This window comes from Leptospirillum ferrooxidans C2-3 (genome assembly GCF_000284315.1).
Classification (GTDB): domain Bacteria; phylum Nitrospirota; class Leptospirillia; order Leptospirillales; family Leptospirillaceae; genus Leptospirillum; species Leptospirillum ferrooxidans.
This window is the reverse complement of record NC_017094.1, coordinates 33,019-55,652: the sequence shown is the minus strand read 5'-3', so window position 1 is coordinate 55,652 and position 22,634 is coordinate 33,019. Positions and strand designations below refer to the sequence as shown.

Genomic DNA, 22,634 nt, shown 5'->3' with positions numbered 1-22,634 from the left:
AAAAACTGCCAAAAAGTCGGCCGACTTTTTGTCCATCCTTCGACTGGACCCGAAACAGATCCAAACAAAAGAAGACCAGAGGATCCTTTCCCCTACCGGATACGATACCAATGATTTCAAGTAAAAATCAACGCCCTGAAAAACTCAGCGGAAAAACCCCAAAAATTAGGGAAAGAGATGTGGAAAAATCCGAACGCTTCTCAAGCTAACGGCCTCGAACCTCACCATCATAATCGATGAACTGTCTCAGGGTAAAAAGGGCCTGGAAGGGAATGCCAGCGGACTCGAACAGTTCACGCCCCCCTTCTTCACGGTCGACAAGGGAAATGACCTTTAACACCTCAAATCCCCCTTTTTGGCAGGCCTGAACGGCCTTCATCCCCGAGCCGCCAGTCGTTACGACATCTTCCACCACCACCACCCTGCCGGACTTCGGGAGATCCCCCTCAATCGGACTTTTTGTCCCGTGATCCTTCTGTTCTTTTCTGACAACGAAAGACGGAATCGGGCACTGGTGGAGTCCACTCACCAGAGAAACAGCAACACTGATCGGATCAGCACCAAGAGTCAGTCCTCCCACTCCATCCGGATGAAGAGGCTCTATCAGATCAAAGAGAATCGATCCAATCAGAAACTGGGCGCGAGGATGGCCCAGGGTCGTCTTTTTCCCGTCAAGATAGACAGGGCTGACCTTTCCTGATGAGAGAACAAATGGATTTTCCGGTCGATACAAAAAAGATCGCTCGTACAGAATCCGGAAAAGCTCCTGACGATCAATCTGATTCGTGCGTGAACGATCCTGAGGATTTTGATTCCTTGGAGAAATACGGAGGTCTGCCAATGATAAGCCATTCCAATATTTTAAAGATAAGCGACTATACCCAAAGCGACTATGACAGGAAGGGTCCTATGACTCAGGAACTCCCTGACTGCTCTAAACTGCATAACTTGCCAAAAAACATTTAGAGGGTTGTTGTATCGAAAAAGGGGAATCAAAGTCAATCAATCCACTTTTTTCAAAACATTTTAGGGGAGGATTCATCTGATTCCATGGAGAAGGGGGAAGGAATCCAATGAAAAATCAGATATGATGAAGAAATTCAAAACACCGGAGGAATCTGTCACCGGAACACAAACCAAGCGGAGAGCCTTACCGCCAAAAACAGGATTCCCATTCATGTTTATCAACGAAGTCTGTACCCTCATGTGCGATGACATCCGCATCGAAAACACCAACAAACTCATACTGATTGGTCTTTATACCCCGAATCCGGCAAACCCGATTCCGATCATCGGAGTCAGAGGACTTCCTCTTTCCATTCCTTCCCTGACATTTTTTCAGCTTCTCGATACAGATCTTACCGAGACCCGAACGTTTCAGGCCAGAATTGAGCATCTGGATACAGGAAGAATGGCAGCTCCCGTCCTGAACGGCCAGATCCAGTTTGCCCCGGGACGTGTTCCAAACCTAATCAAGTTTACCGGAATTTCCATTACAAAAGAAGGACAATACAGCATGGTCCTGGATATTTCCGATCATCCGGTCAAATTCACGAGCTCGTTCGATGTCAAGCTTTTTTAACCAATGAACCCACCCTAAAAAGAAATACAACATAAGGAGTTGAAATGCTTCTTGTCGCAAACTGGAAAATGAACATGACTCGGGCCCAGATCAACGACTACCTTGATGTCCTGTCAGCTTCCCCTATCTGGCCGGCACTGGAAGAAGCGGGGATCGAAATCGCCCTCGCTCCTTCCAGCGTCTACCTCGATCATCTTGTCAGGTCGATCCGGGAAAAAGAACTCCCTATCCGGGTTGTAGCACAGGACGTCTCAACAAGAACGTCCGGTGCCTTTACAGGGGAGATCGGCGTTCCCAATCTTCTGGATATCGGAGTCAGCGGGGTCATACTGGGACATTCAGAGCGCAGACGGTTTTTTGGAGAAACCGATGAGGATGTTTGCGACAAGACAGACCTCTGTCTGAGGGCCGGTCTGATGCCAATCATCTGTTTTGGAGAATCCAGCGCAGACAGAAAATCCGGAAGGGCATTCGATGTCATCAAAACCCAGTTGCAACCGGTTGCCGACAGGGCGAACCTGCTTCGTGAAGATGGCGTCTATACAGCCCTTTTCCTCGCCTATGAACCGATCTGGGCCATTGGCTCCGGTATCGTTGCCGGAGCGACAGATGTCTGTGAAGTCACCGCATTCGGATTTGATGGGTTCACTTGGCCAGAACGACCCAAGTTTCTTTATGGAGGATCCATTACCTCAGACAATATTGTTGAAATATCCGCCTGTGACAAATTATCCGGATTCCTCGTGGGAAGTTCCTGGCTGGATCCAAAATCACTTCTGCATTCTGCCCAGAAAATCGCTTCTGTCATCAAGGAAGGCTCCCTGAGCAAGAGAGCACACTGATGGCTCCCGCTCAAGGAAAGGATGACAATTCCAACTCCTCCAAAATGATTGCCCGTCCCACAAGTTTTCTTTCGATCCTTGAGGAAGCGAAAAAGGCTCCCCCTCTCAGGGTCGCAGTCGTCAACGCCTCGGATCCACTCGTCCTTGAAGGTGTCCTGGAGGCTGTAAGGGAAGATTTCATACGTCCTGTTCTTTTGGGAAATCCATCGGTCATCAATGACTTTTTTTCCAAAAACCCTTCACCCGTTCCCATCGAGATCATCGAAACAGCTTCCGATCGGGAGTCGGCAGATAAAGCGGCTTCCCTGTTTTTTGATGGAGATGTCCAGGCTCTTCTTAAAGGCCATATTCACACGGATACCTTATTACACGCCTTTCTCAAAAAAGTTCCCCTTCCGGGAAGACTTTCCCATATTTTTTTGGCAGAGCTTCCATCCTATCCGAAGCTTCTTTTTATTACGGATGCAGCAGTCAATATCGCTCCGGATCTTTCAACCAAGATGTCCATCACCCAAAACGCAATCGATTTCGCACGCCTCATGGGAGTCCAAATACCGCATGTGGCGATCCTTTCTGCCACAGAGACCGTCAATCCATCGATTCCGTCCACTCTTGATGCCGCATGTCTTGCCAAAATGTCCGAAAGGGGACAGATCCGTGGAGCCGTCATCGATGGTCCTCTCGCTTTCGACAATGCCATCTCGACAGAATCTTCGGCGGAAAAAGGGATCAAAAGCCCCGTTGCCGGCATAGCGGATATCCTTGTCGTTCCCGATCTCGTATCGGGCAACATCCTGGCAAAAAATCTGGAATATTTTGCCGGAGCAACACTGGCGGGAGTTGTTGTTTCTGGCCACTCTGTTCCGCTCATGCTGACATCCCGCTCTGACCCTCCACGATCAAGACTTCTCTCAACGGCGATTGCTGTTTTGGCCCATGACCGATTGGCCAGAAAAAAAATCGACAACCGATAGGAAGTCCCAACACTCCAAAAACCCTCCCGTTGCAACTCCAACAAGCCGGGCGTAATCTTTAGAAACGAATCCTTTCTTTCTGATCTTCTTTTTTGATGGGAGGCTCCTTGATCACATCTGGAAAAAAGTCATCCCGAGAGGGAACCGGCCATGGTTGAGATCCGGATACATGGAAGGGGAGGGCAAGGAAGCGTTTCAGCGGCCTATCTTCTCGCGTTGGCCGCTTTTGAAAGCGGACTTTATGCCCAGGCTTTTCCCAGCTTTGGTGCAGAAAGACGTGGGGCGCCGATCAGTGCCTTTGTCCGGATCCATGAAACCCCATTTGCCCGCCATTGTCAGGTTCTTTCCCCTGATTATCTCATCATTCTCGATGAATCCCTGATTTTTCTTCCCGAAACCCTGAGCGGACTGGCCACTTCCGGAGGGATTTTCGTCAACTCCAGAAAATCACGTCCTGAAATTCAAAAACAATTTTTGGAAAGAGGACTCTCCTTTCAGGAAGACTCCAGAATGGAGCTTGTTGGAGCAACGGAGATCTCACTCGCTCATCTCGGAAAATCCATTCCCAACACCGTTCTTGTTTCAGCCTTTCTTTCCCTCACACAGATCATTTCGCAATCCTCTCTCGAGAAGGCTCTTGCCAAAAGATTCAACGGACCGGTTCTTGACGCCAACATGAAGATGGTCCGGGAGGGATCAAACCAGGTCAAGGAAGGCTCATGGATGGATTCACACCCTGAAACCAGACGCCAAGCCCATGCTTGAAGCTCTTGAAGGATCCCAGGCCATTGCCAGGGCGGTGGCCCTGTGTCGCCCACAGGTCGTCGCAGCTTACCCGATCACTCCCCAAACCCATATTGTGGAGGCAATTTCAAGAATGATCGCGAACGGCATCCTTTCCGCACAATATATCAGCGTGGAAAGTGAATTTTCCGCAGCATCTGTCGTCATGGGCGCTTCGGCTGCCGGTTCCCGTTCCTACACCGCAAGCGCCTCTCAGGGAATCCTTCTGATGACGGAGGTTCTCTACAACACTGCCGGCCTCCGGATCCCCACCGTACTGACCGTCGCAAACCGTGCCGTCTCTGCCCCTCTTTCCATCTGGAATGACCATCAGGATTCAATGTCCGTTCGTGACGCCGGATGGATCCAGCTCTATTGCGCCAATAATCAGGAAGCGGTGGATACAACCATTCAGGCCTTCCTGATCTCTGAAAAAACGGAGATTCCGGTCATGGTCTGTGTTGACGGATATACACTGACCCATACTCTCGAGCCGGTCGACCTCCCTGATCAGGGACAGATCGACACGTTCCTTCCCCCGTTTCATTTTCGACGGACACTGGATTCCCAATCTCCCATTATGGTCGGAACGATTGTTTCTCCAGACTTTTATACCGAAGCCCGTTATATCAATCATCAGGATTTTGAAAAGGCCCTCACAGTCATCAAGGAGACAGATGAGATCTATTTTCACCTGACCGGACGCCGTTCAGGAGCGCTCCTTTCTGTGACCGGAAATAGAAATGGCCGAACTGGCATTCTCCTTATGGGATCCGTTTTCGGAACACTTACGGACGCCCTGTCTTCCCATGAAGGAAAAGAAGACATCCGCCTTTTAAAACTGCGCTCTTTTCGCCCGTTTCCCCAAAAAGAGCTTCAGGAAGCGGTTCATGGACTCAGGACATTGATTGTTCTTGATCGATCCATCTCCCCCGGAGGTGGCGCAGGGATTGTCGGAATGGAGGTCCGATCGGCCCTTTTTGGCCAAAAAGATGCTCCCAGAATCATCAATGCCGTTGTCGGACTTGGAGGAAGAGACTTACCCATGTCCCTTCTCCGGCAACTGGTAGACCTTTCCAAAAAAACTGATGCTCCGGAATTTCTCTTTGCGGATCTGGAGCCTTCCCGGATCACCCGGGAGCTCTCTCCACTCAACAGAACAAACACCTCCGAAGAACGATAAGAAAGACAGAGGACGATCATGGAAGATCTGCCCACAAAGAACATTTCACTCACTCTCCTTCGTGAACAGCAGCCGAGGTTTACAGGGCTTGAAGCAGGACATCGGGCCTGCCAGGGTTGCGGGCAGGCCCTGGCCGCCCGATTGGTCCTCGAAGCCGCTGGTCCGGATACTATTATCGCGAACGCAACCGGATGCCTGGAAATCTTCAGCTCCAGCTGGCCCGAGTCCGCATGGAGAACGCCGTGGATACACTCCCTGTTTGAAAACACTGCCGCTGTCGCTTCCGGCATAGAAGCCGCCATGAGAGCCCAGGGACGATCCACACGGGTTCTGGCTTTCGCCGGAGATGGAGGAACTTTTGATATCGGATTTCAGTCACTGTCCGGGATGCTGGAACGAAATCACTCGGTTCTTTATGTCTGCTTCGATAATGAAGCTTATATGAATACAGGCGTCCAACGCTCAGGCTCCACCCCACACGGAGCCTGGACAACAACCTCCCCCGTCGGCTCCCGGACCAGAGGGAAAAAACACTACAAAAAAGATCTTTTGTCTATTATAGCGGCCCACCGCATTCCGTATTCTGCGACAGCCTCAATCGCCTATCCTTCCGATCTTCGATCGAAGGTCAGAAAAGCGCTCGGAGAAGAAGGATCCTCATTTATCCTGATTCATTCTCCCTGCCCTCTGGGGTGGGGACATGAAAGCCATCTGGCCATCGAAATCGATCGTCTTGCCGTGGAAACAGGACTCTTTCCACTCATCGAAATGGAGGGAGGAGAGTTGACACATGTGATGCCCATACGGAAAAAACGCCCTGTCATTGACTACATAAGGCCACAAGAACGTTTCCGCCACCTTCTCGAAGAGTCTGACAAGGCGGAAGAAGAGCGAAACCACCTCCAGGCTCTATGCGACTTCAATATTGAACGATACGGATTGCTGCTGAGCTCTCCCGAACCATCTTCCCGCCTTGATAGCCAATCCGCAGACACTGTCAGAAGAGGCGGCGGGCGATGGACATGAACAAAAACAATGAAGATCTTTCCCCGAAGATACCAACCGGAAGTTTTGCCATACCCCTCACCTCTCTTTCAAATGCTACCGGCTCCTGGAGAAGCCAAAGACCAGTCTACAGCCCATCTGACGCACCTTGCCATCTTGCCTGCCCGGCACACGAAGAGATTTCCTCATGGCTTGGACTCATGGCCTCCGGAAATACCAAAGCCGCATGGGAAAAGCTTATCCAGAGCAATCCCCTCCCTGCCATTTCCGGCAGGGTCTGCCCTCACCCCTGCGAATCTTCATGCCATCGAGGATCCTATGACAATGCCGTTGGCATCCATCATGTGGAAAGAACCCTGGGAGACCTCGCCATCAAAAAGGGTTGGAGCATTCCGGTATTGCCACTTGATGACAGACTCCCCCCTGTTGCTGTTGTCGGAGCGGGTCCTTCAGGTCTCTCTGCCGCCTATCAGCTCAGGAAAAAAGGTTATCGGGTCACTCTCTTTGAGGCTCTCTCCGAAGCGGGCGGAACATGCCGGAGCGCCATTCCGTCCTACAGGCTCGACAAAAAGGTTCTGGAAAGTGAAGTGAGCCGTCTTTTGTCCACAGGCATTCTTTTTCGACCAAATCAGCGTCTGGGTCGGGACTTTTCCCTAGAAGAGCTCGAAGCTGATTATGGAGCATGTTTTCTCGGACCAGGGGCTCAAAAAAGCCGGGATTTTGATGTGGGTGGAGCGGCACCGCCCACTCTGCGCCATGGTCTGGATCTTTTGAAGGAATATCAGGATATCGGACAAATACCCCGCTGGAATAAAGCTGTTATCGTTGGTGGAGGAAATACCGCCATGGATCTGGCAAGGGTCCTGCTCAGAACAGGAACTTCCGAGGTTCATATCATTACCGAAGAATCCCTGCCCACACAGGAAAACTCTCAAAAAGACCAGATGCCCGGAAATCCCCAGGAAATCGCCAAGGCTCTGGAAGAAGGTGTCATGATCCATCCCAACAGGGCTGTGCGTCGTCTTGTTCTTCAAGATGACAGGATTATCGGGGTGCAGATTGTCCATGCCCGTAAAGGTCAGCTTTCAGGAGCGCCCCATCGGGAATCCTTTGAAGGGACAGAATCCCTCATGATGGCCGACCAGATCATCCCCGCGGTTGGACAAGTCGTCTCCCCAGAGGGAATTGAAAACATCATTCATCGAGGGATGCCCCATCTGTCTGTTGATAAAAATGGATTTGTCACCGGATCCCGCTGTACTTTTTCTGCGGGTGATGCCTGTCCCGGAGGAGGAACGGTCAGCCATGCCATTGGAAGCGCACACTTGGCCGCATTGGCCATGGACGACTTTCTTTCGAAGGGAGCTCTGCCTGCTGCTGCGGAGTCAGCCCAACCCATTTCTTTTGAGAGACTGAACCTTCATTACTTTGAACCGATCACCCCGGTAGAAGGTCCACGAGTCTTAAAAGAGGCTCTTTCCTGGGAGGAGGCCGAGGAGAGCTTTACTGAAGAACTTGCCCGGAAGGAGGCCAACAGGTGCCTGTCCTGCGGAGCATGTCTCCATTGCGACAACTGCTGGACCCTTTGCCCGGATAATGCGGTGCTCAAAACAACAGGGGAAGAGACCGGGAGTTATGTTCTGGATTATGGATTCTGCAAGGGATGCGGCATCTGCGCTCATGAATGCCCCACCGGATTCATCAAGATGGTATCCGAGCCATAGACGGAGATGATACCTGGAATCCATGGAAAAGTGTTTTTATAAAAACGGGGAAGATGCATGAAGAATACTGCCTGAATTTCATAAAATCAGAAACGGATGCTCACGAATCAATTGGTGCCGAAGACGGGAGTCGAACCCGTACGGCTTTCGCCACACGCCCCTCAAACGTGCGTGTCTACCATTCCACCACTTCGGCACATGATACAAGAACAAGACCGGCATTCTAGCAAAAGATCCGACACATCGCAACTCTTGGATGGACCAACATGGGCCACAAAATGAGGACCGATTAAAAACCGGAATCCCGATAAGGAACACCCATCGGGAAGTTTGATCCGGAAGACTCTTTCCGTAGGAGAGGGTTCGCCCTTGTCGGTCAATGGACCGAAAAAAAGAAACAGCCGCTACTGGCGACCGATCCTTCCGGATCCCGGACGCCCGCCGGAAAGAGAGAGAAGGAAGTAACCAAGATAAAAGGTCACAACACCGATGATAAAGAGTTTCAACAAAAACATCATCGTCATGTTCCGAAAGAAAAACAGGATAATATCCGCAAAAGTGATCGCAAGTCCCAGCGCCTGAATCGATCTGGCCAACGCCCACATCATGACCCTTCACTCCTTTTCAAAACACATGATCGCACACGATCAGACACTTCCTGTCCAAACCATTGGACATAAAGAGCAAGCCTGTCGGAAAAGTCAGTATTTTCACGGAAAAAAACGAGACCCACCTTCGACATGTTCCGGACCAATTCCTCCGAAGACATCTTCTGAAGGAGAAGGGCTTCCCGAAGGCAGCCATGCTCAATGGAAATCGAATCCAACCCTTCAGCCTTAAGGCTCGTCAATATCTCGCGAACCATCATCCGGGAAAAAATGGGATCCGATGGATTGGATGTTGCGGCGATCATGAGAGAGCCGACATTCCCTTGGGCAAGAGATCTCATAGACCGGTCGGAAGAGGCTGTCGCCGTATCACAAAAGCCGCCCGCCTCCCTCACATTTCGGGCAATTTCCCCGTTGAGGCCATGATCATCGGTCACCGCCCATACCAGACAATAGCCCCCTTCATCGCCTGAATGGTATGACCTTTGGATCCATTCGATCTGACCGAGAGAAGCCCAATGCTCGATCAGGGCTGACGCCAAAGGAGAGATGACACGGACACGGGCCCCGCAATCCATAAGCTTGAGGATCTTTCTCTCGGCAACCTTCCCGGCCCCGACAATCAAAACGGGTCGGTCAGAAAGTTCAAGAGCCACCGGAAACAGGGACAACACTAAATCTCCCCTTCCCTCTGCCAATAGTCCAGAAGGACCCTGGATTTTTTGGCATAGGGGGAGTTTGGAGACTGACGGATCAGCTTTTTAAGGATTCTGGCCGCCCGGGACTTTTCTTTCAGTTTAAAAGAGGAAAGGGCGTAATAATATTGGGACTTTTCATAGATCGTCGAATCCGGATATTTCAGAAGAATCGTATTGAAACGATTCTGTGCCGCCTTGAACCGTTTTGTCTTGTAATAGAAATAACCGACATAAAAATGAGATCTGGATAGACGGTCCCGGCAGTAAGCCACCTTTTTCTGGGATCTGGCAACATAGTCTGAATCCGGATACTCGTCTATCACCTTCTGAAAGTCGGCCAGGGCTTTCCTCAGAGGAGTCGGATCGCGATCAATCGACAGGATCCGGTAATAATCGCACAATGCCATCCGGTACTGGGCAAATGCCGCCAGTGGATGGGTCGGATGAAGTTCCAGAAAACGTTTGTACTCCCCTCTCGCCTCGATAAAATCCCCCTTGAAATAAAATCTCGAGGCCTCATCAAGAAGGGCTGAAGTTCCAAATCGTTTTGTCCTGAATGCATGGGTGTGGCTATCCGTTGGCTTGGGGTCCCCAAGACCAAGGATGGAACATCCCGAAAAAGCCATGATCAGGAGAAGACATATCCCCGACCGGACGATATTGGAAAGTGGACTTCGAACACCCATCCACTCAAAAGACATGATAGAATCCTCCCATGAACCTTCGATCCGCAAAAAAAATCAAACATCCGACATCATCCCACACCCTCGCCAGAAGAGTCTACATTCGTTCCATCGGCTGGAACAGGCAGGTCTCCTTTTGTTCCAATCAGGAGGTTTGTGAAAAAACGGCCCACCGGGCCGAGACCATAGAAGAGCTGACCGGAATCCGGACACGGTCCCGGTGGATGGGAGACCCGATCGATCTTGCAATGGGAGCCATCGTTGACCTCTCAAAAAAAGCAGGCCCGGAGCTTTTGTCCAGGATCGATCTCATCATCGTCTCCGCCTCAGCCCCCGTCCTGCCACTCCCGCAAACAGCCGCCCTGATCTCCCAAGGTCTGGGGGCTCTCGGCCGGGGAGTCCCTGTTTTTGATCTTCAAGCTTCATGCAGTGGCTATATCTATGCACTGACAGTGGCACACTCCATGATCCATTCAGGAGGATATGGAAATATCCTGATCGTCACCCTTGAAAAGAAATCCCGGCAGCTTTGCCCGATCCACGGACCGGAAACAGCGATCCTTTTCGGAGACATGGCCACCGCCACACTCGTTTCGGGGGTTACAGGACCCCTACGGATGGAAGGAAGTCATATTGGAGCCAAAGGGGAGCTGGCTTCCATGATTTACCGGGAGCCGGATCCCTGTAACGGGGCCCCCATTCTGAGAATGGACGGTGGACGGGTATATCGGGAAGCCATACGGACTCTTGGAAAAGAGATTCCTCCATTTCTGGAAAATCTGGGAACCCCCATTCCGGAGATTGACCTGTTTGTTTTTCATCAGGCCAATGGCCGATTGATCGACTCGCTGGGAAAGCGTCTTGGACTCGACCGGGAAAAGGTCCCTCTCTCTCTGGATTCCTTTGGGAACACCTCATCATCCAGTATTCCCCTGACTCTGGCCCTCCATCTTGAAAAGGGGGGGGAGATTCCCAGAAAGGTTCTTCTTGGAGCATTTGGCGGAGGGGCCACCTTCGGACTGGCTCTCCTGACCCGAAACCAGCTCCACTAATCCTCCTCCCCGGCCCCCAAGGACCTGAGCTTTCGATGAAGGGATGTCCGGTCCACTTTCAGTGCTTCCGATGCGCGCGTAATATTTCCACCAAAACGGTCGAGGACATTCTGGATATAGTCCCTTTCAAACACCTCCCGGGCCTCTTTCAGGGACAAACCTTCCACCGGGGTCTTGTTGGGATGGGAGAAGCCCGGCCCCAAAATTTGCCGAACCTCCCCTTCGGAAATCTGGCTCTGCGAACTCATGATCAGAAGCCGTTCAATGAGATTCTTCAACTCCCGGACATTTCCCGGCCACGGATACGTGATCAGAAGTTCCAGAGCCCCGGGATCAATCGGCCTCGGTTTCAGTCCCTCACGCTCAGAAAGCTCCGACATGAAATAGTTTATCAGGACGGGAATATCCTCCGGACGGTCCCGGAGGGGTGGAACATGAACCGGGATGACGTTCAGCCTGTAGAACAGATCCTCACGAAACTCCCTGAGTCGGATCAGCTCCCGGAGATCCTTGTTCGAAGCCGCAACGACCCGGACATCGACCGGAATATCCTTGTGGCCACCAAGACGCTGCAGAACCCGCTCCTGCAAAACACGCAGGACCTTTGCCTGGGTCTGCGGACTCATATCCCCTATTTCATCGAGAAAAAGTGTCCCTCCCGATGCGAGCTCGAACTTCCCCTTTCGGGTTGAAACAGCGCCGGTAAACGCTCCTTTCTCATACCCAAAGAGTTCGCTTTCAATCAGATTTTCCGGAATGGCCGCGCAATTGACATCGACAAAAGGCCCCTGGGAACGATGCGATAGCCGATGGATCTCCCGGGCAACAAGCTCTTTCCCGGTGCCGTTTTCCCCCTGGATCAAAACCCATCCGTTGGATGGTGCGGCTCTCGAGATCTCTCCTAGGAGAGCCGCGATCGCCTCCCCCCGTCCCACGATCGCTCTCTCCCTGGATACGATTGTCCGAAGAGCCCTGTTTTCCTCTTCAAGTCCCTTTTGTCTTAACGCATGGGAAGCTGCAATCAGGACCTTGTCCAGGGAAAGAGGCTTCTCGATATAGTCAAACGCACCGGATTTGATCGCCCGGACAGCGGTTTCGATCGTTCCATGGCCACTCATGACAATGACAGGAAGATTCGGAAATCGCTCCCGGCACTCCGAGAGCAGCACCAGCCCGTCTTCATTTCCAAGCCAGACATCCAGAAAGACTACATCCGGAACCTCATCCTCCAGAAGTTTCCTGAACACCTCTCCCGAAGGAGCCAAAAGAGGCTGATAACCCTCATCGGAGAGAACCTGGGAAAGCGTTTTTAAAATATTGGGTTCATCGTCACAGATCAGTATCGTTTCTCGATGCATCAGACGGCCTCGGACATTAAGGGTTCTTCTCCCGGGGGAACCGGAAAGGTCATGATAAACATGGCACCGCCCCCTGAAGGGGTGATGTACTCAATAGATGCATCATGTTCCTGCAGTATTCGGTGAACGATTGCAAGACCAAGCCCCATTCCCTGCTTTTTGGTTGAAAAGTAGGGCAGGAAAATCCGTTCGACATGATCCGGCGCAATCCCCGGTCCATGATCCCTGAAAATGACCTGAAGATTTTTCCGCTCCACAGTGAGCTCGACACGAATCTCGATCCGGCCATGATCACCCATCGCCTGTATGGCATTTTCAAACAGATTGACAAAGACCCGTCTGATGGCTGCCCGGTCAATACGGATGGAGGGAAGGTTTTCCGACAGGGCGCAGTCTACCACAAGATTCTTGTGCGCCGAACGGTAAAGTGTCACAACATCATTGACGACCGGAAGAATCGATCCTTTTTCGGGACGGGCCCTGGGAAGCCTCGCATATCCGGAAAACTCATCAACCAGATGCTTCATCCCCTGAACTTCATCTACGATTGTCTGTATGGCTTCCTTGAAAACAAGAGGAAAATCCTCCGACTTTTCGTCAAACTTTCTCTGGAGCCTTTCCGCTGAAAGCCTGATGGGGGTCAGGGGATTTTTTATCTCATGGGCAATGCGCTGGGCAACCTCCTGCCAGGCAAGGGATCGTTCAGCGGTTCTCTGCGCCGTCACATCGTCGAAGACCATAACAGCTCCCCCCTCGAGCTCCCCTGCAACCGTATTCAGACGATTGATCCTGAGCCGGACGTTCCTCCCTCCCCCACCAGGACGCTCGATCAGGATTTCTTCCTCGCTGGAATCAAGCCCCATTCGACGCATACGGTCAAGGATTGCCATAAATATGGCAAGAGACGAAGAAGAGAGGGACCTTGGAGATTTCCCGATGGCCTCCTCCGGAGCGATCCCCAAAAGGATTCCGGCTGAATGATTGAAGGTGGTCAATAGACCCTGGCCATCGGTCGACAACACTCCCGACCCGATATGTTCCAGAACCGTCTCCATATACTCCCGACGGCGCTTCAGCTCATCATTGGTCTCTTTCAGGGAGAGGTCAGAACGGGAGAGATCTTCCGTCATCTGGTTAAAGGAATGGATCAGGAGGGCAAATTCATCCTGACCCTCTTCATCGATGCGCACGGACAGATTCCCCCTGGCCACCTCCTCCGTCGCCTTTTCAAGCGCGCCTATGGGCTCGGTAATCCGACGGGCCAGCTGAATCCCAAACCATACTGCTCCAAAGACAATAATCATGGTTATCATAAAAAAAAGAAGGATATAGGAGTGGCGAATGGGATTTCTGAACTCTGAAAGCCGGGCATAGTCATGAAAGGTTCTGGAAACCTTGTCGATCTGATCCGGAACATCGCCGTTCATGAAGCTGTCGACAACAACCTCTCCGGTAAAACCTCCTGGCTCAGATGTCGGAATCTCCAGGGGATAAACGGCCCTGACAAGATCCCCCAATCCGGTCGTTGTCACAAAAGATCCACCGGAAGATGAGAGCTTCAGAAGCTCTTTCGAAGACGGCTCTACAAGCTGGACATCAACAGAACTTGAAGAGGCATACTGGCTCGGAGCCTTGGTGATTTGCCCCCCCGGAAAACGATAGATCTCGATTCCCGATACGCCCAGAGACCCCCTCCGACGATCCAGAAATTCGGTCAGGGACTCTTTTTCTGAAAGCAGGGACACCCTGGAGCCCAACTCCATCGCAATCTCCCTTGCGACAAGAAGATTGGCTGATCGTGTGCGATCTTCATATCCTTTGGAAATCAGATCCAGAGAGCTCAGAACGGATCCCGAAACAGGAAAACTGAACCATCTTTGGGCGGAACTGTTTAAAAATCCCGTTCCAACGACAAAAAGGAGAACAGACGGAATCAGGACCATCATCAGAAAAGCTCCAATGAGCTTCCATTTGAATCCGGCCCCAAATACCCCCGTCTTTCTTTCCCAATAAGCCTTTATGACATTTCTGAAAAGGATGAGAAAAAGGGAGGCCGTGAGGATAAAATCAATATTGAAGAGAAAAAGGACAATCAGGTGGGTGATGAGACGGGAAGAGGCATGGATACCTGGCCGAACGATCTCCAGAACCGTCAGGAAAACAGAAAGAAAAAGAAACCCGCCGATCAGAAAAAGCGGAGAGCGGACCATCCTGCGCCATTTTTTATTCATCGACCAGGACACGGGAGACCCCCCGTCAGGAAAAATCATCTCCCATCACCTTCTTCCAGAGATCCCTCCAGGAGCGACTGTTGGACAGTGAGCCGGAAAGGGGGATTTGCCGGAACACCCTGACTGACATCGGAACCGATCCCAGAAAAGACGGAGATGGTTCATCCACCGTCATATCGACTTTGACCACAGGACTCTCACCTCCGAATCTGGCCAGCATGATTCCGTGAACATGTCTCTTTCCCGAATCGACAAGAACCGGATCGAGGCGGACCAGGAAAGGAGCAAAATGGCCCTCAATCGACAGGCGATCGATCTTTTCCCCACCCAGATAAAGGGTCTTTCCCTTGAGAAGGGCTTTTCCTTTCCAGTGGTCGAACGGACCATGGATATATCCGTCGAGTCTTAGCGATCCGTCCATTTTTTTGCCCGTTTTTTCGCCAGCCGAAAGCATGGCAAAAAGGCCCCTGATGTCCAGGTTGCCATGAAAAAACAGATCAAGAAATGGGGACTGGCTGATCTGTGTCACCCGTCCCTCAATGGAAAGATGGGATGGATCCTCCATCAGGTCGACCCGGAAATCCCGGAGTGTCCCTGAATCGAATGAACCGCTTAGCCTTGTTCTGGGAAGCGTCAGCCCCCCTCCCGGAAAATGGACCGTGAGCGGACCTGAACGAAAGTGTGCCCGGAAACGGTCCATCAGGAGATTGGGCCTGACCTCCCCTTCAAGACCCCGTATGGCAAGAACCACATCGCCATTGCCTTTTAAAATCCGGATGGAGGAGTCCTTGATCCGGAAACTCCTGACCGTAGCCCCACCCTCTTCCCCGCCATGTTTTCCCGATGTCCATCGGGTCAGAAAATTCCGGAAATTGTCCCCTCCACCCTGATTGACAGCGGTGATTCGGACACCTGAAAAAGACAGATCTCCAATATCGTACACCCGGTTCAGCAAGGAAAAAATCTGGAAATGGCCCGACACTTTCCGGATTCTCACCAGGGGAATCATCGGCCCCGCCCCGTTTGCTCCACCGGAAAGCGGAAAGGAAATGGTCGCTCCCCGAACTTCAATGGTCCGGGAGAGGATTCCCACCTTCAGCGAACGGATCACGAGGGATCCATGAAAAGTGCGGGTGACAGCCCTCCCAAGATCTCTGGAAAGCCCGGACTCAATGATGTGAGCCAACAAAAGGAAGGAAAGAAAAAGCAACACTCCCCCGCCAAGCGCCCAGTACAGCACTCTCCGGGAAAATTGTCCTGCTACCTTTCGGCTCTCGATAAAAGGACCCTTCACTTTCTATGGCTCTGGGGGGGATTCATCCCTCCCCGCTTCTTTTGGTTTAGAAAAACAGCTGACCTGCTCAGGACAGTTTTGGACCTTTGTCCCTTTGCCGGACAAAAAACATTCTTGTCTGATACAGCATATCCTTGATATAGTCCCGATCTTCCACAGGCAGGGACTCCCCCGACTCCTTCAGGAAAAGATCCATGAGGTCAATATAGAACTGGGCGGCCTGTGGTTCAGGATTTCTGATCTGCTGTCCTGTTCTGGGATCCACTCCGAGGGCATTGATGGCAAGTGCGCCCAAAAGAGCAGGAATATGTCCCAGACGCGGTTCCTCCTCAGCAGGAAGCTCCCCCCTGTCAGAAAGGGCCGCGATGGAAAGTTTTTCCCGAAAGGCATCCTGGAAAAGCTCCATCAGGGTGAGCATAAACTTGGCCTCCCGGACACTGAACCCCGCATCCGGCACACCCGTTTCCGGATCAATACCCAGATGCGAAAGAGCCATTCCGGACAGGAAGGACAATATATGCTCAAGCTTTGGAGCCCTTGGAGCTTTCAAATGGGAGTCTTCCCCGTGTTCGTGGGTTTCTTCCGGCCTGATGGTTTCTTCCTCAACCGGGGGCTTTTCGGAAGAGGCCGCAGAAACATCCGGCCCGTCGAGATCAAATCTGGGCCTTCTGTCATTCACGATAATTTCCTCTTCCGGATGATTCCTGTCCTCTGCCATTCACTCCTCCTCAATCGATGAAATTTCTATTCTTAGCCAAAAGACTGGCCTTCCGTTTTTTCGAGTCTAGCATATCCCGGCCACACGATCGAACCAGACGTGAACAAACCAATTCATGCCAGCCGATTGTCACCGATTGACCGTCTATTCTTTTTTATCCTTTCCCATCGGGAAGGATCAGGCAAGCGTCCCCATAACTCAAAAAGGAAAGGCCACGGGAAAGAGCTTCCCCGTAGAGGATTTTCCATGATCCGCTTCCGCCGAGAAAGGCATCGAGCAACACCAGAAGGGTCGACCGGGGCTGATGAAAGTTTGTCAGGAGTCCATCAATATAGGAAAAAGAATATCCCGGACGAATGAACAAGTCGGTCTGTCCTGAGGTTTTTCCTAATTGGGCCATGCTTTCAAGGGTTCTGACCACCGTTGTACCGACTCCAATAATTCTCCCCCCGCGCTTTTTTGTCTTTTCCAGCAGGGCAAGAGTCGGTTCCGGCACACAATACCATTCCTCATGCATTTGGTGATCCTTCAAAAAAGGGGTGGAAAGGGGACGAAAGGTTCCCATGCCGACATGAAGCGTTACGAATGCCTTTTCCACACCTTTTTTCTCAAGGGCTTCCAATATGATCCCGGACAGATGAAGACCGGCGGTCGGTGCCGCCACCGATCCCGGATTCCTGGAAAAAACGGTCTGATAACGCTCCCTGTCATCCTGATCCGCCTTCCGGTGTTTCTGGATATAGGGGGGAAGGGGCATCTCTCCCGCCCGCTCAAGCCAGGCAATGACATCAAGTCCGTCCGGAAGGGAACCCGCATAACAGTCTTTCTCCTCCACACGCCTGATTCCGGAAAGAGTGATTCCCCCGGGAAAATGGATTTCCGTCGCCGACTTTCCTGGGCTCTTCGACAAAAACAGAACGTTCGAATCCAAAGACGATCCGAATGACAAAAAAAGGACCTCGATCGCCCGCCCTGATGATGTTTTCCCATAAACCCTCGCCGGAATCACACGGGTGTCGTTCAGGACAAGCAGATCTCCGGGCTGAAGATAGTGATGGAGGGATAAAATATTGTCCAGGGAAAGCTCCTCCCGGGAGCGGAAACTTCGGGGAACAACCATCATTTTGGATCCGTCCCGATTTTCCGGGGGAACAAGACGAATCGCAGACTGAGGCAGCTCATAATCATAGGAAGAGACTGCCATCTCCTCTTTTTTTCCGGGAGAATCCCGGGTAAGGGCAAACGGGTTGTCCATCTTCAAGAAACACCTTTCAAATATTTGGGCCGGAGGTCACGTCCGGGGAGGTTAGGGAATCGAAGGATGATTGCCCAATCCAAAGTTTTTCATCATGGAGCCGATATCTGGAAAAGACGTACAGTTTGCGGGTGGAACAAACAATGATGGAGGAGGGTTCTGAAGGCTGATGTTCCTGTAATGGAGCTCGTAGACATCTCCATTGGCCATCGTCACGACCTCCCTGATGGGAACATTCTTGAGGTCCGTCGCATTCCAGAACCGAATCGACCGGGGAGTTCCGGGATTTCCCGACCGAAAGGTCAAAATCCTCTCGATCACCGGATGCCCATCAAGCGTTCCATGGCCAACCACAACAAGATCGCTGTTTTTAAGGGCTGTACTCCCCATCGCCTGCATCTGGGCACGTGTTTCAGGAGGAAGATCCTTTTTCATGCAAAGATGCTGGGCCGGCATAACCATTGTCATTGTTGGAGTTTCAGGGAGGATGATCTCGTAGGTGGGACCGATTTTCGCTCCGGGAATCTCCGGTTCGAGCCGTACCTTCAGGTTCGAAAGAAAAAATCGGGACGTCACCTTACGTCCATGAAACGATGTGTCAATCGTTGCTGAAAAATAGGCGGGTCCCAAAAGAGGGTTTCTTTGGGCCAGACAAAGTCCGGGGAAGGACGCCAGAAAACCGATACCCAGGAAGAACCTTCCAAGCCAGCGCATCTTGAACACCTCCGATGAAGCACGATAAAGAACCGGAAAACCTTTTTTGAAAGTGATGTCATGGCCCATCGAAGATGAATGTCCATTTCAGATCCACCATACTGGAAAAAGACCGATCCCTAAAATTCCGGTGCATCTCCCATTTTCCTAACTTTACCCTGAAAATCCCCTTTTCCGGAAGAGCCCGCCACCATTTGGGAAATCCCCACCCGTCAGCTGTTGGCTTGAGTCCAGATTTTCTCCCATCGTTGTTCGACACCCAGTGCAAACTGCTTCATCGTGGAAGACTCGAACTGATTGGGATAAGCCCCATAGAAACCGATAAGAGCAACTGGATTCTTCAAATGATCCCTGACAAGAAGAACCATGACCGAATGAATTCCCAGTTTCTTTATAACCTCATGCCAGGGAGCAAAAATTGGATCCAGATGAAAGGAGGGAGAGGTTTGAAAATGAAGGGATCGCCAGGCCCTTGATAAAAGCCCCTGACCACGGGGGGAAGAAGGATCGATGACCGATTCCAGTTCCGGGGTCCGTAAAACAGAGGACCCGATCTCCCCCATCGTTCCGCCATATTCCTCGATCATGAAGACCCCTCGACTGTCAGGACGGGCAAACAGAACCGCCTGGAGACCAGGCAACTGCCCAAGCATCCGGATCTCAAGAGCTCGCGCATCTGTCCACAATGTCCCCTTGGGAGGAAGAGGTGATGCCAGGATCGACCGATACTGCTCCATCGTGGCAACACCGGAGGAGATTTGCATCTCGATATCTTCATGCAGACGCCATTCGGCGGCGACCAGGATATGGGTCAGATCCTTGAGAACCGGAATCGACTGATCCAGATTGTCCTTCAAGACCTTGACGCAGAACGACTTGGCCCTCAGAAGAATCTCATTCCCCACACCCGTGAGGAAATGGATCCGGCCAATTTCCTTTGCGCAGTCCTGAAGGGCCTCCCTCGTTGTTTCGGGATCCAGAGCGAACTTCAGGTGTTCAACCTGCAGCTTCCTGAGAGATTTCATCTCATCCGGGGACAGGCTTGAAAAAATCACAGCGGCTTCGGATTCGGGAACCATCCTTTCATAGAAACTCTCGATCACTTTTTCTATGGCATCCCCAATCTCTGTCCGATACCGTTTCAAAAGACCTTTGACGGCTTTTCCGTATGGATCAGAAGCCTCTTCGGAAACCGGATGTCCGGCCAAATGGGAAGACTGGTCCGTTCTCTGCCACCATACGGTCCTGTTCCCTTTGTCTTTCTTAAGCTTGTACATGGCCATGTCCGCCTGACGGACAAGCGCGTCTCCCTCAACAGCGTCCAGGGGATAATAGGCCATGCCCAGACTCATTCCGACAAATGCCTGTTCCCCGCCGGACAAAATGAAGGGCGATTCCACGACCTCATGGAGTCGATGAAGAAAAGGTTCAATCTGCCCGGGAAGCAGTTCTTCCGACAGGTCTTCAATGACAATGACGAATTCATCACCACCGAGCCTTGCAAGAAAATCGTTTTCCCGGAGTCTTAAACTGAATCTTGAAACCAGTTCCCTCAGAAGTCTGTCACCCGCTTCATGGCCAAACCGGTCATTGACCAGCTTGAAGTCGTCAAGATCCATCAGTCCCAGGGCGACAACCGTTCCATTTCGTCTTGATCTTGCCATCGCCATCGCCAGATGGTGATCAAGGGCCCGCCTGTTCGGAAGTCCCGTCAGGGGATCATGAAGGGACTGGAATTCAAGCTGTTCCCTCAGCGCAACCATATCCGAAACATCCCTCTGAACACCGACGAATCCGGTAATCTCCCCGGAGTGGCTTTTCATTGGATTGATCGTCAGAAGATTCCAGAAGGTTGAACCATCTTTTTTGGCATTCAGGATCTGTCCATGGAAGACCTCTCCTCTGGACAGGGCTTCCCGGATTTCATCGACCGTTTGGGAATTTGTCCCGGAGCACTGGAGAATTTTGAGATTCTGCCCAAGAATTTCAGTTTCCCCGAATCCTGTCACAGCGGTAAACGCTTTATTCACCCATGTGACCCGGTGCGAGGAATCGGAAATTGCGACACCATCTTCAATTGAAGCCAGTGCATTGGAGAGAACCCATTGCTGCCTGAGTTCGTCAAGGCGGTCCAGCCCACGGGAAATATCGAGGGCCAGCTCCTCAAACACACCTTTAAGGTCTTCCCCTGAAAAGAGTCCTTCTCCCCGATAATACATGACCAGGAGCCCCCAGATTTTTCCCCCGCGGTGAATCGGAAGAGCCGCGATGGAAACCGCTCCCAGGCTTTGGGCTTCTTGACTCCATGGAGCTCCGGATGGACTTTTTGAATCCGTAAAGATCGGTCGACCGTTATAAAAGGCACAGGAAACAGCCTCCATCTCTTCCGGAGGTCCTGTCCCGAGAGGAATCACAACATGATCGAGGGAACGGGTCTCTCCGGCAGAAGCGATGAATCGAACGTATCCCGAATCATCAGGCCGACCTATCCATGCAAGCTCCATATCTCCATATTGAATGACCAGATCACAGATCTTCTGCATCAGGAAGCTTTCCTCCTGGGCAGTGGCCACGGCCATGTTGACCTGGGCCAACATCTTGTTCAGACCAAGAAGTAACTGGACCTTTCGGGAATGACGATGTTTCTCGGTGACATCCTCAATCGTCCAGACCGATTTTTTCTCAGGAAGCAAGGACACAAGACTTGCCGAAACATCGCACATGAGAATCGATCCATCTTTTTTTTGTAACCGGACATCGGTAATGTTGATCGTCCCCTTTTCTTCGATCAGCCTGTAAACATGTCCGATCCGGGAATATTCTTCCTCATCCGGATAAAGGATCCTGGTCGATTGTTCCATCAACTCCTCCGGATACTCATACCCCAGAAGATTAAGGAGCCTCGTGTTGACAGAGAGCAATTTTCGTCCCTCAACCATGGTGATACCCACGACTGTGTTGTCGAGAAGGGCTTCCTGGATGGCTGACAGCTCCCGTTCCCTGCTCCGGATATCCAGACGGTCCAGCCCACGGGAGATATCCCGGGCAAGCTCTTCGAGGAGAGATCTCATCTCTTGATTGAAAAAATCGGTCTCCCGATGATAGACAACCAGAACCCCCCAAACTTTTCCTCCCCGGTGTATCGGAAGGGAAGCCGTCGCGTGAAAATTGAAGTGAAGTGCCCGCTGTCTCCATGGAGAGAGCCCTTTATAGGAATCAAAAGATTCGCTGAAGATGGCCCGGTCTTCCCGGAAAACGGTCCCGGCAGGACCTTGTCCCTCCGGAATCTCCGAAGAGGAGGAAATCAGTATGCCGTCAAGATAGGAGGTTGCTCCCGATGCCGCCAGAAAAAGAAATCGGCCCGACTCATCGGGACACCCGACCCAGGCCAGCCCAAGATGGCCAAAGTCGACTGCCAGTTCGCAAATCCGGGACAAAAGGATTTTTTCATCCTCGACCGTTGAAATCTCCTGATTCACCCTCAGCATCAGATCATTGACCTCCGAGAGATGACGGGACTTGATCTCGGCGGTTCTGTCCCGGGACGAACAGTACAGGAATACCTCCTTCTCCATCCGGATGGGAACTGTCCTGACCTCGACAGGGATCAGATGACCTGATTTTGTGCGATGCATGGATTCAAACGGTTCGGAAATCGCTTCAGAAGGGGCGAGCAGATGTTCATGCTGTTGGTTGTTGGGGAGAGACCAGCGGATATCCCACCCGGAAACATGCATTCCCTTCATTTCTTCCCGGGAATAACCAAGATTCCGGCAGAAAGTATCACTCATATCCACCAGATACCCATCGGCATCCAGCACATAAAGACCTTCAAAAGGGAGATTCAGGAGCAAGTCTCCCCTTTTCAGGATTTCTGCACGAAAATCCGATGCTGGATCCAAAGGTCCTTCAGCCTGCTTTGCCATGGGA

The 22,634-nt window shown here is 51.6% G+C and carries 19 protein-coding genes and 1 tRNA gene; 8 read left to right on the top strand and 12 right to left on the bottom strand.

Translation table 11 applies throughout. From position 1 onward, the window contains the following. Positions 1-205: 205 nt before the first annotated feature. Positions 206-841, bottom strand: a complete 636-nt coding sequence (gene pyrE, locus LFE_RS00235) for an orotate phosphoribosyltransferase (protein ID WP_148272492.1) — start codon at positions 839-841, stop codon at positions 206-208. A gap of 336 nt (positions 842-1,177) precedes the next feature. Between pyrE and LFE_RS00230 the strand changes: the two genes are divergently transcribed. The 7 genes from LFE_RS00230 (at position 1,178) to LFE_RS00200 (ending at position 8,093) form a co-directional block, all read left to right on the top strand. Further along, a complete protein-coding gene (locus tag LFE_RS00230; protein WP_014448272.1) occupies positions 1,178-1,582 on the top strand; it encodes a DUF6941 family protein in 405 nt (134 codons plus the stop codon). 44 nt (positions 1,583-1,626) lie between these two features. Beyond that, the gene (tpiA, locus tag LFE_RS00225; protein ID WP_014448271.1) at positions 1,627-2,424 is read left to right on the top strand and encodes a triose-phosphate isomerase; all 798 of its coding nucleotides are present in this window, start codon (positions 1,627-1,629) and stop codon (positions 2,422-2,424) included. Continuing rightward, on the top strand, positions 2,424-3,398 hold the full coding sequence (locus tag LFE_RS00220; RefSeq protein ID WP_014448270.1) for a bifunctional enoyl-CoA hydratase/phosphate acetyltransferase: 975 nt from the start codon (positions 2,424-2,426) through the stop codon (positions 3,396-3,398). Before tpiA ends, LFE_RS00220 begins: the two co-directional genes overlap by 1 nt. A 150-nt stretch (positions 3,399-3,548) precedes the next feature. Then, positions 3,549-4,163, top strand: a complete 615-nt coding sequence (locus LFE_RS00215) for a 2-oxoacid:acceptor oxidoreductase family protein (protein WP_014448269.1) — start codon at positions 3,549-3,551, stop codon at positions 4,161-4,163. Continuing rightward, a complete protein-coding gene (gene porA / locus LFE_RS00210) occupies positions 4,156-5,364 on the top strand; it encodes a pyruvate synthase (protein WP_014448268.1) in 1,209 nt (402 codons plus the stop codon). The genes LFE_RS00215 and porA overlap by 8 nt, the downstream gene beginning before the upstream one ends. 18 nt (positions 5,365-5,382) lie before the next feature. Then, positions 5,383-6,390: a thiamine pyrophosphate-dependent enzyme gene (locus tag LFE_RS00205; RefSeq protein ID WP_014448267.1), complete on the top strand. Its 1,008-nt coding sequence runs from the start codon at positions 5,383-5,385 to the stop codon at positions 6,388-6,390. Continuing rightward, on the top strand, positions 6,381-8,093 hold the full coding sequence (locus LFE_RS00200; protein ID WP_014448266.1) for an FAD-dependent oxidoreductase: 1,713 nt from the start codon (positions 6,381-6,383) through the stop codon (positions 8,091-8,093). The genes LFE_RS00205 and LFE_RS00200 overlap by 10 nt, the downstream gene beginning before the upstream one ends. 112 nt (positions 8,094-8,205) lie before the next feature. On the opposite strand, the gene LFE_RS00195 is transcribed toward LFE_RS00200, so the two are convergent. The 4 genes from LFE_RS00195 to LFE_RS00180 all read right to left on the bottom strand — a co-directional run bounded on the left by LFE_RS00195 (position 8,206) and on the right by LFE_RS00180 (position 10,100). After that, positions 8,206-8,289 (bottom strand) — tRNA-Leu (locus LFE_RS00195). A gap of 208 nt (positions 8,290-8,497) precedes the next feature. Continuing rightward, positions 8,498-8,701 (bottom strand): hypothetical protein, encoded by a 204-nt coding sequence (locus LFE_RS00190; RefSeq protein ID WP_014448265.1) that lies wholly within the window; start codon positions 8,699-8,701, stop codon positions 8,498-8,500. Then, a complete protein-coding gene (locus LFE_RS12775; RefSeq protein WP_050989450.1) occupies positions 8,698-9,372 on the bottom strand; it encodes a precorrin-2 dehydrogenase/sirohydrochlorin ferrochelatase family protein in 675 nt (224 codons plus the stop codon). Before LFE_RS12775 ends, LFE_RS00190 begins: the two co-directional genes overlap by 4 nt. Positions 9,373-9,374: 2 nt before the next feature. Then, positions 9,375-10,100, bottom strand: coding sequence for an outer membrane protein assembly factor BamD (locus LFE_RS00180; protein WP_014448263.1), 726 nt, complete (start codon positions 10,098-10,100; stop codon positions 9,375-9,377). A gap of 14 nt (positions 10,101-10,114) precedes the next feature. On the opposite strand from LFE_RS00180, the gene LFE_RS00175 reads away from it, so the two are divergent. After that, on the top strand, positions 10,115-11,134 hold the full coding sequence (locus tag LFE_RS00175) for a ketoacyl-ACP synthase III (protein ID WP_014448262.1): 1,020 nt from the start codon (positions 10,115-10,117) through the stop codon (positions 11,132-11,134). Here the strand turns inward: LFE_RS00175 and LFE_RS00170 are convergent. The 7 genes from LFE_RS00170 to LFE_RS00140 form a co-directional block, all read right to left on the bottom strand. Beyond that, the gene (locus LFE_RS00170; protein WP_014448261.1) at positions 11,131-12,492 is read right to left on the bottom strand and encodes a sigma-54-dependent transcriptional regulator; all 1,362 of its coding nucleotides are present in this window, start codon (positions 12,490-12,492) and stop codon (positions 11,131-11,133) included. The genes LFE_RS00175 and LFE_RS00170 overlap by 4 nt on opposite strands. After that, a complete protein-coding gene (locus LFE_RS00165; RefSeq protein WP_014448260.1) occupies positions 12,492-14,762 on the bottom strand; it encodes a sensor histidine kinase in 2,271 nt (756 codons plus the stop codon). Before LFE_RS00165 ends, LFE_RS00170 begins: the two co-directional genes overlap by 1 nt. After that, positions 14,749-16,017 carry an AsmA family protein gene (locus LFE_RS00160; RefSeq protein ID WP_148272491.1) on the bottom strand — a complete coding sequence of 423 codons (1,269 nt, stop codon included), beginning with the start codon at positions 16,015-16,017 and terminating at the stop codon, positions 14,749-14,751. The genes LFE_RS00165 and LFE_RS00160 overlap by 14 nt, the downstream gene beginning before the upstream one ends. Before the next feature lie 67 nt (positions 16,018-16,084). Further along, positions 16,085-16,735: a hypothetical protein gene (locus tag LFE_RS00155; protein ID WP_014448258.1), complete on the bottom strand. Its 651-nt coding sequence runs from the start codon at positions 16,733-16,735 to the stop codon at positions 16,085-16,087. 154 nt (positions 16,736-16,889) lie between these two features. Beyond that, positions 16,890-17,990 carry a tRNA preQ1(34) S-adenosylmethionine ribosyltransferase-isomerase QueA gene (queA, locus tag LFE_RS00150; RefSeq protein ID WP_014448257.1) on the bottom strand — a complete coding sequence of 367 codons (1,101 nt, stop codon included), beginning with the start codon at positions 17,988-17,990 and terminating at the stop codon, positions 16,890-16,892. A 51-nt stretch (positions 17,991-18,041) separates the two neighbouring features. Next, the gene (locus tag LFE_RS00145) at positions 18,042-18,704 is read right to left on the bottom strand and encodes a hypothetical protein (protein ID WP_014448256.1); all 663 of its coding nucleotides are present in this window, start codon (positions 18,702-18,704) and stop codon (positions 18,042-18,044) included. Between the two features lie 212 nt (positions 18,705-18,916). Beyond that, complete coding sequence (locus tag LFE_RS00140; RefSeq protein WP_014448255.1) at positions 18,917-22,630, bottom strand: PAS domain-containing protein; 3,714 nt, start codon at positions 22,628-22,630, stop codon at positions 18,917-18,919. Positions 22,631-22,634: the final 4 nt, after the last annotated feature.

Excerpts from the sequence above, each read along its gene's own strand:
- LFE_RS00230 (WP_014448272.1), top strand. The coding sequence starts at position 1,178 with ATGTTTATCAACGAAGTCTGTACCCTCATGTGCGATGACATCCGCATC.
- tpiA (WP_014448271.1), top strand. The coding sequence starts at position 1,627 with ATGCTTCTTGTCGCAAACTGGAAAATGAACATGACTCGGGCCCAGATC.
- LFE_RS00220 (WP_014448270.1), top strand. The coding sequence starts at position 2,424 with ATGGCTCCCGCTCAAGGAAAGGATGACAATTCCAACTCCTCCAAAATG.
- LFE_RS00215 (WP_014448269.1), top strand. The coding sequence starts at position 3,549 with ATGGTTGAGATCCGGATACATGGAAGGGGAGGGCAAGGAAGCGTTTCA.
- porA (WP_014448268.1), top strand. The coding sequence starts at position 4,156 with ATGCTTGAAGCTCTTGAAGGATCCCAGGCCATTGCCAGGGCGGTGGCC.
- LFE_RS00205 (WP_014448267.1), top strand. The coding sequence starts at position 5,383 with ATGGAAGATCTGCCCACAAAGAACATTTCACTCACTCTCCTTCGTGAA.
- LFE_RS00200 (WP_014448266.1), top strand. The coding sequence starts at position 6,381 with ATGGACATGAACAAAAACAATGAAGATCTTTCCCCGAAGATACCAACC.
- LFE_RS00190 (WP_014448265.1), bottom strand. The coding sequence starts at position 8,701 with ATGATGTGGGCGTTGGCCAGATCGATTCAGGCGCTGGGACTTGCGATC.
- LFE_RS00180 (WP_014448263.1), bottom strand. The coding sequence starts at position 10,100 with ATGTCTTTTGAGTGGATGGGTGTTCGAAGTCCACTTTCCAATATCGTC.
- LFE_RS00175 (WP_014448262.1), top strand. The coding sequence starts at position 10,115 with ATGAACCTTCGATCCGCAAAAAAAATCAAACATCCGACATCATCCCAC.
- LFE_RS00170 (WP_014448261.1), bottom strand. The coding sequence starts at position 12,492 with ATGCATCGAGAAACGATACTGATCTGTGACGATGAACCCAATATTTTA.
- LFE_RS00165 (WP_014448260.1), bottom strand. The coding sequence starts at position 14,762 with ATGATTTTTCCTGACGGGGGGTCTCCCGTGTCCTGGTCGATGAATAAA.
- LFE_RS00155 (WP_014448258.1), bottom strand. The coding sequence starts at position 16,735 with ATGGCAGAGGACAGGAATCATCCGGAAGAGGAAATTATCGTGAATGAC.
- queA (WP_014448257.1), bottom strand. The coding sequence starts at position 17,990 with ATGGACAACCCGTTTGCCCTTACCCGGGATTCTCCCGGAAAAAAAGAG.
- LFE_RS00145 (WP_014448256.1), bottom strand. The coding sequence starts at position 18,704 with ATGCGCTGGCTTGGAAGGTTCTTCCTGGGTATCGGTTTTCTGGCGTCC.
- LFE_RS00140 (WP_014448255.1), bottom strand. The coding sequence starts at position 22,630 with ATGGCAAAGCAGGCTGAAGGACCTTTGGATCCAGCATCGGATTTTCGT.